General features: G+C 31.5%; 15 protein-coding genes. 13 read left to right on the forward strand and 2 right to left on the reverse strand.

What is annotated here, in order from left to right; translation table 11 throughout:
* Window positions 1-64: 64 nt before the first annotated feature.
* The 12 genes from scfA (at window position 65) to ACJDT4_RS15225 (ending at window position 13,016) form a co-directional block, all read left to right on the forward strand.
* Window positions 65-205 (forward strand): six-cysteine ranthipeptide SCIFF, encoded by a 141-nt coding sequence (gene scfA / locus ACJDT4_RS15170; RefSeq protein WP_053241034.1) that lies wholly within the window; start codon window positions 65-67, stop codon window positions 203-205.
* A gap of 224 nt (window positions 206-429) precedes the next feature.
* Window positions 430-1,794 carry a thioether cross-link-forming SCIFF peptide maturase gene (gene scfB, locus ACJDT4_RS15175; protein ID WP_406788418.1) on the forward strand — a complete coding sequence of 455 codons (1,365 nt, stop codon included), beginning with the start codon at window positions 430-432 and terminating at the stop codon, window positions 1,792-1,794.
* A 136-nt stretch (window positions 1,795-1,930) separates the two neighbouring features.
* The gene (gene secD / locus ACJDT4_RS15180) at window positions 1,931-3,181 is read left to right on the forward strand and encodes a protein translocase subunit SecD (protein WP_406788419.1); all 1,251 of its coding nucleotides are present in this window, start codon (window positions 1,931-1,933) and stop codon (window positions 3,179-3,181) included.
* Window positions 3,174-4,079 (forward strand): protein translocase subunit SecF, encoded by a 906-nt coding sequence (secF, locus tag ACJDT4_RS15185; RefSeq protein ID WP_406788420.1) that lies wholly within the window; start codon window positions 3,174-3,176, stop codon window positions 4,077-4,079. Before secD ends, secF begins: the two co-directional genes overlap by 8 nt.
* A 170-nt stretch (window positions 4,080-4,249) precedes the next feature.
* Window positions 4,250-5,128: a DHH family phosphoesterase gene (locus tag ACJDT4_RS15190; RefSeq protein WP_406788421.1), complete on the forward strand. Its 879-nt coding sequence runs from the start codon at window positions 4,250-4,252 to the stop codon at window positions 5,126-5,128.
* Between the two features lie 88 nt (window positions 5,129-5,216).
* Window positions 5,217-5,735, forward strand: coding sequence for an adenine phosphoribosyltransferase (locus ACJDT4_RS15195; protein ID WP_406788422.1), 519 nt, complete (start codon window positions 5,217-5,219; stop codon window positions 5,733-5,735).
* Window positions 5,736-5,853: 118 nt separating this feature from the next.
* Entirely contained in the window at window positions 5,854-8,079 is a 2,226-nt protein-coding gene (locus tag ACJDT4_RS15200; RefSeq protein ID WP_406788423.1) for a RelA/SpoT family protein, read from the forward strand.
* Window positions 8,080-8,096: 17 nt separating this feature from the next.
* The gene (gene dtd, locus ACJDT4_RS15205; RefSeq protein WP_406788424.1) at window positions 8,097-8,546 is read left to right on the forward strand and encodes a D-aminoacyl-tRNA deacylase; all 450 of its coding nucleotides are present in this window, start codon (window positions 8,097-8,099) and stop codon (window positions 8,544-8,546) included.
* Window positions 8,547-8,559: 13 nt separating this feature from the next.
* Window positions 8,560-9,159, forward strand: a complete 600-nt coding sequence (locus ACJDT4_RS15210; RefSeq protein WP_406788425.1) for an MBL fold metallo-hydrolase — start codon at window positions 8,560-8,562, stop codon at window positions 9,157-9,159.
* Window positions 9,160-9,168: 9 nt separating this feature from the next.
* On the forward strand, window positions 9,169-10,620 hold the full coding sequence (locus ACJDT4_RS15215; RefSeq protein ID WP_406788484.1) for a coproporphyrinogen III oxidase: 1,452 nt from the start codon (window positions 9,169-9,171) through the stop codon (window positions 10,618-10,620).
* 77 nt (window positions 10,621-10,697) lie between these two features.
* Entirely contained in the window at window positions 10,698-12,494 is a 1,797-nt protein-coding gene (gene aspS, locus ACJDT4_RS15220) for an aspartate--tRNA ligase (protein WP_406788426.1), read from the forward strand.
* A 234-nt stretch (window positions 12,495-12,728) separates the two neighbouring features.
* Window positions 12,729-13,016 carry a metal-sensitive transcriptional regulator gene (locus tag ACJDT4_RS15225; protein WP_406788427.1) on the forward strand — a complete coding sequence of 96 codons (288 nt, stop codon included), beginning with the start codon at window positions 12,729-12,731 and terminating at the stop codon, window positions 13,014-13,016.
* A 4-nt stretch (window positions 13,017-13,020) separates the two neighbouring features.
* On the opposite strand, the gene ACJDT4_RS15230 is transcribed toward ACJDT4_RS15225, so the two are convergent.
* Together ACJDT4_RS15230 and ACJDT4_RS15235 are read right to left on the reverse strand one after the other, a co-directional pair.
* Complete coding sequence (locus ACJDT4_RS15230) at window positions 13,021-13,458, reverse strand: threonine/serine exporter family protein (protein ID WP_406788428.1); 438 nt, start codon at window positions 13,456-13,458, stop codon at window positions 13,021-13,023.
* A complete protein-coding gene (locus ACJDT4_RS15235) occupies window positions 13,455-14,228 on the reverse strand; it encodes a threonine/serine exporter family protein (RefSeq protein ID WP_406788429.1) in 774 nt (257 codons plus the stop codon). The genes ACJDT4_RS15230 and ACJDT4_RS15235 overlap by 4 nt, the downstream gene beginning before the upstream one ends.
* Window positions 14,229-14,372: 144 nt before the next feature.
* Between ACJDT4_RS15235 and glyA the strand changes: the two genes are divergently transcribed.
* Window positions 14,373-15,608, forward strand: a complete 1,236-nt coding sequence (gene glyA, locus ACJDT4_RS15240) for a serine hydroxymethyltransferase (protein WP_406788430.1) — start codon at window positions 14,373-14,375, stop codon at window positions 15,606-15,608.
* The last annotated feature ends 122 nt before the right edge of the window (window positions 15,609-15,730 follow it).

Below are 15,730 nucleotides of genomic sequence, written 5' to 3' on the forward strand. Positions count from 1 at the left end.
CTTTATTTAAAGTGCAAATTATGTTATAATCATACGGAAAACTTTATGAATGGAGGAATTATAAATGAAACATATAAAAAGTATTAATAAATCTAACATAAGGGAAAGTTTAAAAAAACCTGGATGCAGAGAATGTGCAAATTCATGTCAGTCAGCATGTAAAACTTCATGTACTGTTGCAAACTTAGCTTGTGAAAGTAAATAAATCTTTACAGTATAGATAAGCTCTTAAATTGTTAAAAGTTAACTGTAGCATATGAATTTTGGTACAAGTAGGCTTCGAACTTTAGGTGATTTATCTGTAAGTTAAATTTAATTAGCATACTTTCAGAAAGTAGGAAATTTGCAAGAATTGAAAGGGCATTTAGTCCTTTCAATTTTCATTTGGCACTGATGTATGAAATAAAGTTTATTTAGGAGGAAAATAAATTGGCATTAATACATAAATTTGTTCAAGATAATGATATGTACGTAATAGATGTTAATTCCGGTTCTATTCATTTAGTTGATAGTTTGGTTTATGATATGCTTGATGAAGATGGACTTAAAACAAAGGAAGAATTAATAAATAAGCTAAAGGGCAAATATAATGAAAATGAAATTTCGGAAGCTTATGAAGAAATAAAAGAGCTTATAAAAAGCGAGGAGCTTTATTCAAGAGATTTATATGAAAACATATCGGATAAAATAGCGGATGGACCATCCTTTATAAAAGCACTATGCTTAAATATAGCTCATGATTGTAATTTGAGATGTAAATACTGTTTTGCGGACGAGGGAGAATACAAGGGCTGTAGAGAGATAATGTCTGCAGAGGTAGGAAAAAAAGCTATAGATTTTGTAATTAGACATAGTGGACCAAGAAAAAATATAGAGGTGGATTTATTTGGTGGAGAGCCACTTATGGCCTTTGATGTTGTGAAGGAAATAGTGGAATATGCTAAAGTAAGAGAAAAAGAGGAAAACAAGAATATAAGATTTACAATGACTACTAATGCAACTCTTTTGACAGATGAAATAATGGATTACCTTGATAAAAACATGGGAAATATTGTACTTAGCATAGATGGAAGAAAAGAAGTAAATGACAAGGTAAGGGTAAGAGTTGATGGAAGTGGATGTTACGATTCTATTCTTCCTAAGATTAAAAAGATGGTTAATATGAGGGATAAGTCAAAGCAATACTATGCAAGGGGAACTTTTACTAGGAATAATACTGATTTTTTTGAGGATGTAAAGCATCTTGCTAAAGAAGGCTTTGATGAAATATCTATAGAACCTGTAGTTTTACCTAAGGAGCATCCATTATCTTTAAGAGAAGAGGACCTTCCAACGATTTTCAAACAATATGACAAGCTGTATCATGAAATGCTTAAAAATCATAAAGAAGGAAAAGAGTTTAAGTTCTATCATTTTAATATAAACATAAACGGAGGACCTTGTGTATATAAGAGAATTTCTGGATGTGGTGCTGGCCACGAGTATGTAGCGATAACACCATCTGGAGATATTTATCCATGTCATCAATTTGTTGGCAATAAGGATTTTATAATTGGAACAGTATTTGAAGACGATATAGATACGAAAATCTCAAATGAGTTTAAAGAAGCTAATATCTATAAAAAGCCTAAATGCATGGAATGCTGGGCTAGATTTTATTGCAGTGGAGGATGTCAAGCAAATAATTACAACTTTAACAATGATATTCATGTACCTTATGAATTAGGGTGTAAAATGCAGAAAAAAAGAATAGAGTGCGCAATTGCATTAAAATCCAAAATTATGGAAGAATAGAATATATAATGTATTGACTGCATTTACCATAAGAAGTATAATTAAAAAGTATGTAAATCGTTGTAAATTTATATTTAGATTAGTAATTGAAGAACTATATTATATAATTATATTTACCTAATGAAGGGGGATAAACATGAAGAAGAAAAGTGCGGTATTACTAGTACTTAGTGTATTAGTAATAGGAATTTTATCTTACATTGGAGCTTTTGGTCTTAATGTTGGAGATTATAGAGTAAAATCTTTTAGCCAAATGTTAAGCAAAGGTCTGGATTTACAGGGTGGAGTTTCTGTTGTGGAAGAAATTCAGGGAAAAGCTGATAATACAGCAATAGAAAAAACTATAGATCTTATAAATCTTAGAATCAATAAACTTGGAGTTAGTGAAACAGCTGTTTCAAAGGAAGGAAATAATAAAATAAGAATAGATGTTCCAGGTAAATTTGATAAAGATGAAGTTATAAATCTTATAGGAAAAACTGGAAAACTAACCTTTAAAGATCCAAATGGAGGTATTATACTTACAGGCGATGATGTGAAGGATGCTAGTGCGTCTATAAGCCAGGAAACTCAAAAACCTATAATAAATTTGGAGCTTAAACCAGCAGGCACAAAGAAGTTTGCAGCAGCAACTCAAAAGTTTTTAGGTCAAAAAATAACAATTTACATGGATGATCAAAAAATTACAGATCCTACTGTAGATGTTGCAATAACAAATGGTCAGGCAATTATAGAAGGAAGCGCCAGCCTTGAAGAGGCTAAAAATAGGGCTGATATAATAAAATCCGGTGCTCTTCCAGTAAAACTTAAGGTAGTACAGTCGCAGATAGTTGGAGCATCTCTTGGAGCAGATGCACTTCCTAAAAGTATATTTGCAGCAGAAATAGCAATAGGATTGATATTTATATTTATGCTTCTTGTATATAGAATTCCAGGACTTATGGCAAATATAGCTTTAGTTTTATTTATAGTGCTTGTTCTATTTATATTTGTAACTATAAAGGCAACACTTACACTTTCAGGTATTGCAGGATTAATTCTTACAATAGGTATGGCTGTAGATGCTAATGTACTTATATTTGAAAGATTTAAAGAAGAACTCAAGCTTGGTAAACCTGTGAGATCGGCTTTTGAAGCAGGATTCCATAGAGCTATGTCTTCAATAGTTGACTCAAATGTTACTACTATTATCACAGGATGCGTGCTTTATGCACTTGGAATTGGCCAGGTAAAAGGTTTTGCACTTACCCTTGTTATAGGTGTTATTACAAGTATGTTTACTGCAATTATTGTATCAAAACATTTAATAAGTTGGGCTATTAATATTGGATTAATAAATAAGGCTTCGCATTTTGGAGTAAACTTAAGGGGGGATAATAATGCTTAAGATTGTTGAACGCACCAAGATTTGGTTTGCCATATCCTTATCCATAATAATATTAGGAATAGGATTTATGGTATACAGAGCATCAAGCACAGGTAGTCCCCTTAATTTTGGTATAGACTTTGCTGGAGGAAATATAATAGATATTAATATTGGCAAGTCCTTTAACAAAGAGGATATACAAAAAATAGTAAATAAATATGTTAGTGATGCTACTATAAACAAAGTTGATGGAAACAAAGGTATAGAAATTAAAAGTGGACAGATGACAGATGCACAGCAGACAAAAGTATTTAATGATATAAAGCAAAAATATAGCTTAAAGGAGAAAGCACCATCTTCTACTGAGAGAATTAGTGGTTCTGTAGGAAAAGAACTTGAAAAAAAAGCTGTATATGCTTTAATAATTGCAAATGTTTTTGTTCTTTTATATATAGGTTGGAGATTTGAATTTAAATTTGGTGCGGCAGCTCTAATATCCCTTGTTCATGATGTATTTATTACACTTGCTTTTTATGCTATTTTTAATAGAACTGTTAATTCGGAATTTATAGCAGGTATGCTTACAATAATAGGTTATTCTATAACTGATACTGTAGTTGTATTTGATAGAATAAGAGAAAATCAGAGGAAGAGCAGAAGAATGAGCAATGCAGAGCTTGCAAATACAAGTATTACTCAAACAATTACAAGATCAATATACACTGTATTAACGGTTATAATAGCAATTACTTCTATGCACGTATTTGTTCCTTCTATAAGGGCATTTACAGAACCGTTATTAGTTGGAATTATATCTGGTTGTTATTCTTCAATATTTATAGCAAGTCCTTTATGGGTAATATTTAAGAATAAGTCAGACAAAAAAAAGGCACTTAAAAGAGTGGCAGTTTCAAAATAAAAAAACAGCTTTAAGCTGTTTTTTTATTTGTACAAAGCTGATTTTACAAAAAGTGTATTATGATCAGATTTTTGTTAGTATAAAGTTAAATAAGTTTTCAAAAAGTATTTGTAAAATGTTTCGAAATACATTATAATATATTTGTTTTCTACAAATTCGGAGGAATAAAAATGGGAAGAGCAGAAGAAACTTTACATTACTTTAGAATAAGTAAAATGTATAATCCATTTTTGCTTAAAGGAATGGATTGTACATTAAAAAGAATAGTTAAAGCTATTAATAATAGAGAAAAAATAGTTCTATATGGGTATTATGATGTGGATAGTATAATAAGCATGTCAATAATTATGCTTGTTTTAAAATATTTAAATGCTGATGTAGAATATTTTATACCAGATGATTTTAATCAGAATTTTGAAATCAGTGAACGATATATAAACAATAGCATAAAATATCTTGGAGCAAATTTGCTTTTGGCTGTGGGTTGTGGAACAAACTCAGAAGACGGAATCTGTTTGTGTAGAAAATTAGGTATTGATGTTGTTGTGGTTGACTATCATAGACAGTATAAAAAGCTTGCCAATATGCTTCTCATTAATCCTAATCAAGAAGGATGTAGGTACCCATTTAAGGATTTAGCTGGGTGTGGAATTGTTTTTAAGCTATGCCAAGCAATTTCTACTTATTATGAGATGAAATGTGTAAATAAGTACTTAGATTTGGTTGCCGTTGGAGTAATATCAAAGACACAAAGACCATATAACGAAAATAAGGTATTAATTGAAGAAGGATTGAAAAGACTAATAACTACTAATAATTATGGAATAAATGCATTAATAAAATTAAAAGATATAAAAAAAATAGATTATGAAGCTATAAAAATTATTTCTGCTTCTGTTGAACCAACCTTAAATGCTGTCGGAAGAATGGACAATGCTAAAATTGCAGTTGAATTATTTACTACGTCTGATAGCTATAGGGCTCTTCAAATAGCAAAATACTTAAATAATGAAGTTAATGGTAAACAGAATGTATTTAACGTTTATTAGCTGATAAGTTATTTACACATATATTGTAGTTTTGATGTTATACATATTAAAATTAAATAATATTAAAATGCCTAAGGGGGAAAGTTTGATGGATTTAAAAAGTAAAATAAGAGTTATTGAAGGTTTTCCTAAAGAGGGAATAAGTTTTAAGGATATAACAACTTTGATAAATGACAAAGAAGCATATAAATATACAATAGATTCTTTAGCAGAATACATTAAGGATAAAAATGTTGATGTGGTAGTTGGGCCAGAAGCTAGGGGCTTTATATTTGGAGCACCACTAGCATATAAAATTGGGGCCGCTTTTGTTCCTGTAAGAAAAAAGGGAAAGCTTCCAAGTGATACAGTAGCGGTAGAATACGATCTTGAGTATGGAAAGGATTCTTTAGAAGTACATAAGGATGCTATAAAACCAGGTCAGAAGGTTGTTATAGTAGATGATTTGTTGGCTACAGGAGGTACAATCGAGGCAGTTGCAGAATTGATAGAAAAGTTAGGTGCAGAACTTGTAGGTGCAGAGTTTGTTATAGAACTTACAGATTTAAAAGGAAGAGACAAATTAAAAGATTATGATGTGATATCATTAGTTCAATATGATGTTTAAATAATATTATATTATTAACTTTACAATTAATAAATTAAAATGTATACTATTGTATATAATATTAGAAAATAGGCGGCTGGTTTTTTGACCAGCCTTTGATTTTAGGAGAGTATGATAGATGGCAGAGTTGTCCGATTTGATACAAAAAATAAATCAAAATTGTAATAATGTAGATAAAGATTTTGTCACAAAGGCATATAATTTTGCTCTTAAAGCACATGAAACTCAAAAAAGAGAATCAGGTGAGCCATATATAAATCATCCTGTTGATGTAGCGTGTATATTAGCAGAAATGGGAATGGATACAAGTACTATAACGGCCGGGATACTTCATGATGTTATAGAAGATACAAACTATAATTATGAAGATATAACTAATATGTTTAGTAAGGAAGTTGCCGACCTGGTTGAAGGTGTTACTAAACTTGAAAAAATAACTTACAAGACTAAAGAAGAGCAGCAGGCAGATAATGTTAGGAAGATGCTTCTTGCTATGGCAAAAGATATAAGAGTAATAATAATTAAACTTGCAGATAGACTTCATAATATGCGTACCCTCAAATATAAAGCTGTACAAAAGCAGAAACAAAAGGCTAAGGAAACCTTAGATATATACGCACCTCTTGCTCACAGGCTTGGTATGTCAAAAATAAAATGGGAACTTGAAGATTTATCCTTTAGATATTTAAAGCCAGAGGAGTATTATTCTTTGGTAGAAGCCATTTCTGAAAAAAGAGTGGAAAGAGAAGCATACATAAAGAAAATTTTACAGGAACTTAAGGATAATTTAGCTAAATCAGGAATAGAATCTGATATAGATGGAAGACCAAAGCATTTTTATAGTATATATAGAAAAATGGTTAATAAAAGTAAAGCCATAGATCAAATTTTTGATTTAACTGCAGTAAGAATACTTGTCAATACGGTTAAGGATTGTTATGCAGCTTTAGGAATAGTTCATACCATGTATAAGCCTATGCCGGGACGATTTAAAGATTATATTGCCATGCCAAAGCCAAACATGTATCAATCACTTCATTCTACAGTAATAGGTCCAGAAGGAAAACCCTTTGAAATTCAAATAAGAACTCATGATATGCATAAGACAGCTGAATATGGTATAGCAGCTCATTGGAAGTATAAAGAGGGAATAGTTGAAACTCCTCAGCAAAATCCAAAAGAAGAGGAAAACAGCGATACAAAACTTACCTGGATAAGAGAAATGCTTGATTGGCAGAGAGAAACACCTAATGCTGAAGAATTTATGGAAAATTTTAAAATAGATCTGTTTTCAGACGAAGTGTTTGTGTTTACACCTAACGGAAAGGTTATAAACCTGCCATATAATGCTACTCCAGTTGATTTTGCATATAAAATACATACAGATGTTGGAAATAAGTGTGTAGGTGCAAAAATAAATGGCAAAATAGTCCCACTTGACTATAAATTAAAAACTGGAGAAATAGTGGAAATACTTACAACATCACTTCCTAAAGGACCCAATATAGAATGGCTTACATATGTTACGAGTAATCAAGCTAAGAGCAAAATAAGAGCATGGTTTAAAAAGGCTAAAAGAGATGAGAATATTGCTAAGGGAAAAGAAATGCTCGAAAAAGAGGCTAAAAAGCGCGAATTTAATTTTGGAGAGATGGCTAAGGGAGAAATACTCGATATAATACTTAAAAAGTATAATATGAATTCTATTGTAGATATATATGCTAATGTTGGAATTGGTTCTGTAACAGCTTCTATGATAGTCGATAGATTTAAGGATATTTATGATAAATCTAAAAAGGATGCTAGCAAGGTTTCAAACGAAGAAGCATTAAAGGATATAAAGGAGCAAATAAACAAGGAAAATAAGAATAAGAAGGAAGCTGGGGCTTCACAAAAGCTTGGCATAACAGTAAAAGGAGTTTCGGATGTTCTGGTTAGATTTGCAAAATGCTGCAATCCTGTACCGGGAGATGCTATCATAGGATATATAACTAAAGGCAGAGGTGTATCTGTACATAGAACGGACTGTTCCAATATGAACAATCTCATAAAAGAGGATAGTTCAAGAATTATAGAAGTAAATTGGGGAAAAGCAAAAAATGAAAGCTATATAGCGGAGCTTGAAATAAAAGGTGAAGATAGGCAGGGGCTTTTAGCAGATGTAGTTGAAGTTATAACCTCTATGAATATTTCAATGGATTCAATTAATGCTAAGACTTCAAAGAATAATTCTGCCTTTGTAAATGTTAAAATGAGAATACAGGATGTTGAACATCTTGCTATTTTGATGAAAAAGATTAAAAAATTAAAAGGTATAACTGATGTGTACAGAACAAATAGTTAGATTTTGAGGTGGTACTTTTGAGAGCAGTTATTCAAAGAGTGAATTCTTCGTCAGTTGAGGTTTCTGGAAAGACTATTGGAAAAATAGGAAAAGGTCTTAATGTTCTTCTTGGCATAACTAAGGAGGATACTGGAGAAGATATAAAGTACTTGAAAGATAAAATAGTTAATCTTAGAATTTTTGAAGATGAAGCTAATAAAATGAATAAATCTTTAAAAGACATTAACGGAGGACTTCTTATAATTTCTCAGTTTACGCTTTATGGAGATTGTAGAAGAGGCAGAAGACCTAATTTTATGAATGCACTAAATGGAGAAGAGGCAGAAATACTTTATAATGAATTTGTTAAACAGTGCAAAAGTGAAATAAGCGTTGTGCAAACCGGAAAATTTGGGGCAGACATGAAGGTTTCTATTGAGAATGATGGACCTGTGACCATTATTTTAGATAGCAAAAAGGTTTTTTAAGGAGGGGATTATAATGAAAATAGGCATAATACCTGCAGGAAGTTATATGACTAATTGTTATATTGTCATAGATGAGACTACAAACGAGAGCATAATTATAGACCCAGGCGATGACGCTAAAATGCTTTTAGATGAATTTGATAAGATTGGATCTAAGCTTAAGTTTATAATTCTTACTCATGGTCATGCGGATCATACTGCGGCTGTAGCAGAGTTTAGAAATAAATATGCAGTTGATGTGTATATGTCAAAAAAGGATTCTGAGCTCATAGATAAAGAAGAATATATGTTTGGTGCTAGAGATGAAAATGCAAATAAGTTTGTTAAAGATGGCGATATCTTAAAGTTTGGAAATAAGACCATAAAGTGCATAGAAACTCCGGGACACACGCCTGGGGGTATGTGCTATCTCATAGAAAATAGTTTGTTTTCTGGTGATACCTTATTTAATAGTTCAGTTGGAAGAACTGATTTCCCTGGAGGAGATTACGATACTTTAATAAGAAGTATTAAGGATAAGCTCATGAAGCTTGATGATAAGGTTAAGGTTTATCCAGGTCATGGTCAAGAAACAACAATAGGATTTGAAAGACAATCAAACCCATTTTTATAGGAAGAGGTTATAATGATAAAAGTTAAATTAAATGATGATTTTTATTCCTATGATGTATACCACATATTAAGCTTATTCTTTGATGCTGTTGAGTTAATTATTTCAAATGATTGGGATTACAGCATAAGAGTTGAAGACAATTGTGTTTATATAGCATCTAGTAAAGAAATAGAAAGCTATAAATTTGATAGTTCGCTGAAAGATAAGTCAAATGTAAAAATTGCTATTTTTAAGTATTTTACAAAGCTTACAGGAAAAATACTTCCTTGGGGTACTTTAATAGGTATAAGACCTAGTAAGATAGCTTTAAAGCTCATGGAAGAAAACAAAACTGATAAAGAAATAATAGATTATTTTAAACATCATAGTTTAACAGAGGAAAACAAAACCAAGTTGTGCATTGAAGTTGCTAGAAGAGAGAAAGAAATCGTAAATGATGACGTAAAAACGATCAGCATTTATATTGGTATGCCGTTTTGTCCAACAAGATGCCTTTATTGCTCATTTATATCAGATACTATAGCTAATTGCAGAAACCTTGTGGATGATTATCTTAAGGCAATGATTTATGAAATAGAAAAAACTGCAGCTTTTATAGATAAAAAAGGATTAACTATTGAAAGCATATATTTTGGTGGAGGAACACCAACCTCTGTAGATAATAGGCAGTTTGAATATGTTATGAAAAGTATATATGATAACCTGCTTAAGGTTAGGGTAAAAGAATTTACTGTTGAATGTGGAAGACCAGACAGTATAACTTATGAAAAGTTAATGTCTATGAAGAAATATGGAGTGAGTAGAATAAGCATAAATCCTCAAACCATGAATGATGATACTTTGAGATTAATTGGAAGGAAGCATTCAGCTGAGGATGTAATAGATAAATTTTATTTGTCAAGAAAAGTTGGATTTGATAATATTAATATGGATATCATTATAGGACTTCCAGGTGAAAATACTCTTAAGGTTAAAAACACATGCAGCGAGATAATAAAATTAAGGCCTGAAAGCATAACTGTTCATGGACTTGCACTTAAAAGAGGTTCTAAGATGTTTGAAAATGTACTTAATAATGTAAAGATGAAGATTCCGAATCAAAATGAATTAAATGCTATGCATGAGGAAACTTTAAATTGTGCTTATACCTTGAATATGAAGCCTTATTATATGTATAGGCAAAAAAACATGGTTGGAAATCTTGAAAATGTTGGCTATTCCGTTAATGGAAAAGAATGCATATATAATGTTGAAATGATAGAAGATAAACAAACAATAATAGCCATAGGTTCTAATGGAGTATCTAAAATAATATTTAGAGATACTAACAGAATAGAAAGATATGGTAATTTGAAAGATGTAAGAGAGTATACTAGAAGAATTGAAGAAAAGGTTGATGGAAAATTAAAATTTCTTGAAACTTTATATAAGGCATGTTCAAAAGATAACGAGTTCATCTAGCGTCTAATTTTGCGTAATAGGGAATTGTTATTTTCTTTTAGATGCCTAAATAACTAAATTTTTAGGAGGAATAATAAATGGGAGAATCTTTAAGAGGACTAAAGAGAACTACCATGTGCGGTGATCTTAGAGAGAGCCATATTGGAAATGTAGAAACTGTTATGGGATGGGTTCAAAAAAAGAGAAATCTTGGAGGACTTGTTTTTATTGATTTAAGAGATAGAGAAGGAATACTTCAAGTTGTATTTGGAGATGCAATTAACAGTGAAGCTTTTAAAAAAGCAGACCTTGTTAAAAGTGAATATTGCATTGCAGTTACAGGTAAAATTGTTAAGAGAGAATCACCAAATGAAAGTATGCCAACAGGTATGGTAGAACTTCAAGGAGAGAATATAAGGATATTATCTGAAAGTGAAACTCCACCAATATACATAAAAGAAGATTTGGATGCGGCTGAAAACATAAGACTTAAATATAGATATCTTGATCTTAGAAGACCAGATATGCAGAGGATATTTAAAATAAGGCATAAAGCTGCAAAGGTCATAAGGGATTTTCTTGATGAAAAGGGATTCTTAGAAATGGAAACACCTATGCTTACTAAAAGTACTCCAGAAGGTGCAAGAGATTATTTAGTTCCAAGTAGAAATTTTCAAGGAAAGTTTTATGCACTTCCTCAATCTCCACAATTATTTAAGCAGCTCTTAATGGTATCTGGATATGATAAGTATTTTCAGATAGTAAAATGCTTTAGAGATGAAGATTTAAGAGCAAATAGACAGCCAGAATTTACTCAGGTTGATATGGAGCTTTCCTTCGTTGAAGAAGATGATGTAATTGCAGTAAATGAAGAGCTTATAAAAAAAGTATTTAAAGAAATTGCAGGAGTTGATGTTAAACTTCCTATAGAGAGAATGCCATGGAAGATTGCTATGGAAAAATACGGCTCGGATAAACCGGATTTAAGATTTGGTATGGAAATAAATGATATAACAAAAGCAGTTGAAGGTTGTGACTTTAAAGTATTTAAATCTGCAATAGAAGCAGGTGGAAGTGTTAGAGCAATTAAAGTTCCAAACTGTGCTGATATGGGTAGAAAGCAAATAGATAAGCTTGGAGAATTTGTAAAGACTTATAAGGCAAAGGGACTTGCGTGGATAGCTTACAAAGAAAATGAAATAAAGTCACCTATAGCAAAATTCTTAAAGGAAGAAGAGTTAGCTGCTGTATTAAAATCAGTAGATGCTAAGGTTGGAGATTTAATTTTAATTGTTGCAGATAAAAATTCAGTAGTTCTTCAGGCACTAGGTGCACTTAGACTTCACATGTGCAAAGAACTTGATTTATTGAAGGATAACAAGGAATTTAGATTCGTATGGGTTACAGAATTTCCACTATTATCTTATAATGAAGAAGAAGGAAGATTTCAAGCTGAGCATCATCCATTTACTATGCCTATGGATGAAGATATTCAGTATCTTGAAAGTGATCCTGGAAGAGTTAGAGCTAAAGCTTATGACATAGTTTTAAATGGAGAAGAACTTGGCGGAGGAAGTGTAAGAATACACGATACTGCACTTCAAGAAAGAATGTTTAAGGTTCTTGGTTTTACAAAAGAAAGTGCATGGGAAAGATTTGGGTTCCTTCTTGAAGCCTTTAAATTTGGACCACCACCACATGCAGGTTTAGCGTATGGTTTTGACAGAATGATAATGTTCCTTGCTGGAACTGAGAATATAAAAGATGTAATAACCTTCCCTAAAAATCAAAATGCATATTGTCCATTAACCGAAGCACCAAATGTTGTAGATGAAAAGCAGCTTTGTGAACTTGGAATTGGCATAACTAAAGAGGAAGAAAAAGAAGAACAGTAGAAGTTTTATATTGATGTTATTAAAGTTTTACAAATAATATTTTTTAGTGCGCAATTCACAATGAACAGTAGTTTACAATTAATGAAGGTTTATCTTTTCTACGTCAGATAAATCTATAACTTTAGAAAACATATTTAAAGATTTTTTATGGCGAAACGGAGAAAAATCAACATTAATTGTGCATTGTAAGTTGTGCACTGATTCTATAAATTATATTTTTGGAGAGTGAATCTTTTGGAAAGCAAAGAAGAAAAAAATAAAAAAGAGTTAATAACAAGACTTAGAAAAATTGAAGGACAGGTAAAAGGAATAGAAAAAATGATTGAAAATGATGCTTCTTGCAAGGATGTAGTAGTGCAGATTGCCGCTGTAAGAGCTGCTGTAAATAAAATAGGTGGTCTTATGCTTAAAAGTTATGCTAAAAATTGTGTGGCATATGATAATATATGTTTAATTGAAGACGATGACAGAGAAAAAAAGGTAGATGATCTTATTTCTACACTTATGATGTTTGTAAAATAGATTACTACCTTTTTAATAATATATTTCTTGATTTTATTAATTTTGTTACTGATGAAACAAAAACTATAGCAATAGCTATGGAACCAGCAGACATGAGTGTTTGAAAACCCCAATGACCTGCTTTTTTTAGGTTTCCGCCTATAGTTTCATACATTGTATAGTACATTCCATTTCCAGGAACTAAGGGTATTATTCCGCATAATATAAAAACAGTAACTGGATGCTTAAGTACTCTTGCCATTATCTCTGAATATATAGCTACAGTTATAGAGGCCCAAAATAAGGCTGCAGTTACAGAATTATTATAACGAATTAGAATAAGGTATACAAACCAACCAAGTCCCCCGCCTATGGCTGAAAAAATCATTGATTTACCTTTTATATGGTATAATACAGCAAAAGCAAAAGACGCCACAGCTGCATAAATAGAATTTAATATCATATGTTTATTCCCCCAAAGAAAGTAATCCAAATTTTAAATACAATACCAGTTCCGGCAGCAATTGCTACAGCAGTAAGAAAGGCTTCAAGACCACGTGCAACTCCAGAAACAAGATCACCAGCTATAGTATCTCTAACAGCATTTGTAATAGAAAGCCCAGGAACTAGAAGCATTATAGAACCTATTATACTTTTATCAACGGAGTTTATTAATCCTAGTTTGTAAAAAATTAAGGCTACTAATGCTGCAATAGAACCACCTATAATATTAACAAAAAAATCATTTAGGTTTATTTTTGAAAAAATTGTTGAAACACTTTTTATCAAAAAACCTGTAACTAATGCCACAAAAGAATCATTTAAGCCTCCACCAAAGAGAAGAGTGAAAAATGCCGCCCCTATTCCAGCAAAAAAAACCATTATACAGCTTGAATAGCTTTCACTACCTTCGATAGCCTTTAGCTCTTTTTCAACATCATCTATGGATAATTTATTCTTTTGTATTGTTCTTGATAAATCATTTATTTTAGATATTTTTTCTAAATTTACAGTTCTATTTTGAACTCTTCTTACAGCAGAAACTATTTCACCATTATTACATGTAATTGAGAGCATTATACCTGTAGGTGTTACAAAGCTATCTGCATCTTTTATATTAAAGGCTGTACAAATTTTTACCATGGTTTCTTCAACTCTATAGGTTTCAGCACCATTTTGAAGTATTATTTTACCAGCATGTGCTGCTAGATTTAAAACTTTATTTTCTTGCATAAGTATCCGTACCTTTCTAAAGACAAGTTCAGAAATCATTATAACATAAACTTTTATTTGAATTCCATAATATTTTGTTATATAATTTACACATAATTAAAGTTACACTAAATCATTAAATTATAGAACCAGGGGGCTTACAAAATGGATTTTGAAAACATAAAAAACGAAGATTCTGAAGTTTATTCAATAATAAATGAAGAACATAAAAGACAGGAAGATAATATAGAGCTTATAGCATCAGAGAATTTTACAAGTAAAGCAGTTATGGAAGCAATGGGGTCATATCTTACAAATAAGTATGCAGAAGGGTATCCAGGAAAAAGATATTATGGTGGATGCTATGTTGTAGATAAAGTTGAAGAGCTTGCAAAGGACAGACTTAAAAAACTTTTTGGTGCGGAACATGTTAATGTTCAACCTCATTCCGGTTCACAGGCAAATATGGGAGTTTATTTTGCTATGTTAAACCCAGGAGATACTATAATGGGAATGGATTTAAGCCACGGCGGTCATTTGACACATGGAAGTCCTGTTAATTTTTCTGGAAAGCTTTTTAATGTAGTTTCATACGGAGTTAATAAAGAAACTGAACAAATCGACTATGAAGAATTGAGAAAAAAAGCAATTGAATGTAAACCTAAAATTATAGTTGCAGGTGCAAGTGCATATCCAAGGGTTATTGATTTTGCAAAATTTAGAGAAGTATGTGATGAAGTTGGAGCTTATCTAATGGTTGATATGGCTCATATCGCTGGAATTGTAGCGGCAGGGCTTCACCCATCACCAGTTCCATATGCAGACTTTGTTACAACAACTACACATAAAACTTTAAGAGGTCCTAGAGGAGGAGCAATACTTTGTAAGGAGAAGTATGCTAAGGCTATTGATAAGGCTATTTTCCCAGGAATGCAGGGTGGACCTTTAATGCACATAATTGCGGCTAAAGCAGTGTGCTTTGGTGAAGCTTTAAAAGATGACTTTAAGGATTATTCAAAGCAGATAGTGCAGAATGCTAAAGTTCTTGCAGATGAACTTACAAAGTATGGTTTTAGATTGGTTTCAGGTGGTACAGATAATCATCTTATACTCGTAGATTTAACTAATAAGGATATTACGGGAAAAGATGCAGAGCATTTACTTGATTCAATCGGAATTACTGCAAATAAAAATACAATACCTTTTGAAACAAAAAGCCCTTTTGTAACAAGTGGAATAAGAATAGGAACTCCAGCTGTTACAACAAGAGGATTTAAAGAAGAAGAGATGAAGCAAATAGCTTATTTTATAAATTATGCTATTGATAATAGAGATAAGGACTTAAGTGACTTAAGAAATAAAGTTACAGAACTTTGCAGAAAATTTCCTATATACAAGTAAAAAATAATTCACAGTTCACAATTCAAAGTATACGGTTATGGATAATTTTTGCTTACATAGAAAATTTAAAGATTTGTTTGGCGTAAGGAAATAAATCTACACTAATTGTGAACTGTGAATTG

It is taken from the genome of Clostridium neuense, assembly GCF_045310695.1.
In the GTDB taxonomy this organism is placed as follows: Bacteria; Bacillota; Clostridia; order Clostridiales; family Clostridiaceae; genus Clostridium_S; species Clostridium_S neuense.

What these genes read in the sequence shown, in the direction of transcription:
- scfA (WP_053241034.1), top strand. Translation starts at nt 65, where the DNA reads ATGAAACATATAAAAAGTATTAATAAATCTAACATAAGGGAAAGTTTA.
- secD (WP_406788419.1), top strand. Translation starts at nt 1,931, where the DNA reads ATGAAGAAGAAAAGTGCGGTATTACTAGTACTTAGTGTATTAGTAATA.
- secF (WP_406788420.1), top strand. Translation starts at nt 3,174, where the DNA reads ATGCTTAAGATTGTTGAACGCACCAAGATTTGGTTTGCCATATCCTTA.
- ACJDT4_RS15190 (WP_406788421.1), top strand. Translation starts at nt 4,250, where the DNA reads ATGGGAAGAGCAGAAGAAACTTTACATTACTTTAGAATAAGTAAAATG.
- ACJDT4_RS15195 (WP_406788422.1), top strand. Translation starts at nt 5,217, where the DNA reads ATGGATTTAAAAAGTAAAATAAGAGTTATTGAAGGTTTTCCTAAAGAG.
- ACJDT4_RS15200 (WP_406788423.1), top strand. Translation starts at nt 5,854, where the DNA reads ATGGCAGAGTTGTCCGATTTGATACAAAAAATAAATCAAAATTGTAAT.
- ACJDT4_RS15210 (WP_406788425.1), top strand. Translation starts at nt 8,560, where the DNA reads ATGAAAATAGGCATAATACCTGCAGGAAGTTATATGACTAATTGTTAT.
- aspS (WP_406788426.1), top strand. Translation starts at nt 10,698, where the DNA reads ATGGGAGAATCTTTAAGAGGACTAAAGAGAACTACCATGTGCGGTGAT.
- ACJDT4_RS15230 (WP_406788428.1), bottom strand. Translation starts at nt 13,458, where the DNA reads ATGATATTAAATTCTATTTATGCAGCTGTGGCGTCTTTTGCTTTTGCT.
- ACJDT4_RS15235 (WP_406788429.1), bottom strand. Translation starts at nt 14,228, where the DNA reads ATGCAAGAAAATAAAGTTTTAAATCTAGCAGCACATGCTGGTAAAATA.
- glyA (WP_406788430.1), top strand. Translation starts at nt 14,373, where the DNA reads ATGGATTTTGAAAACATAAAAAACGAAGATTCTGAAGTTTATTCAATA.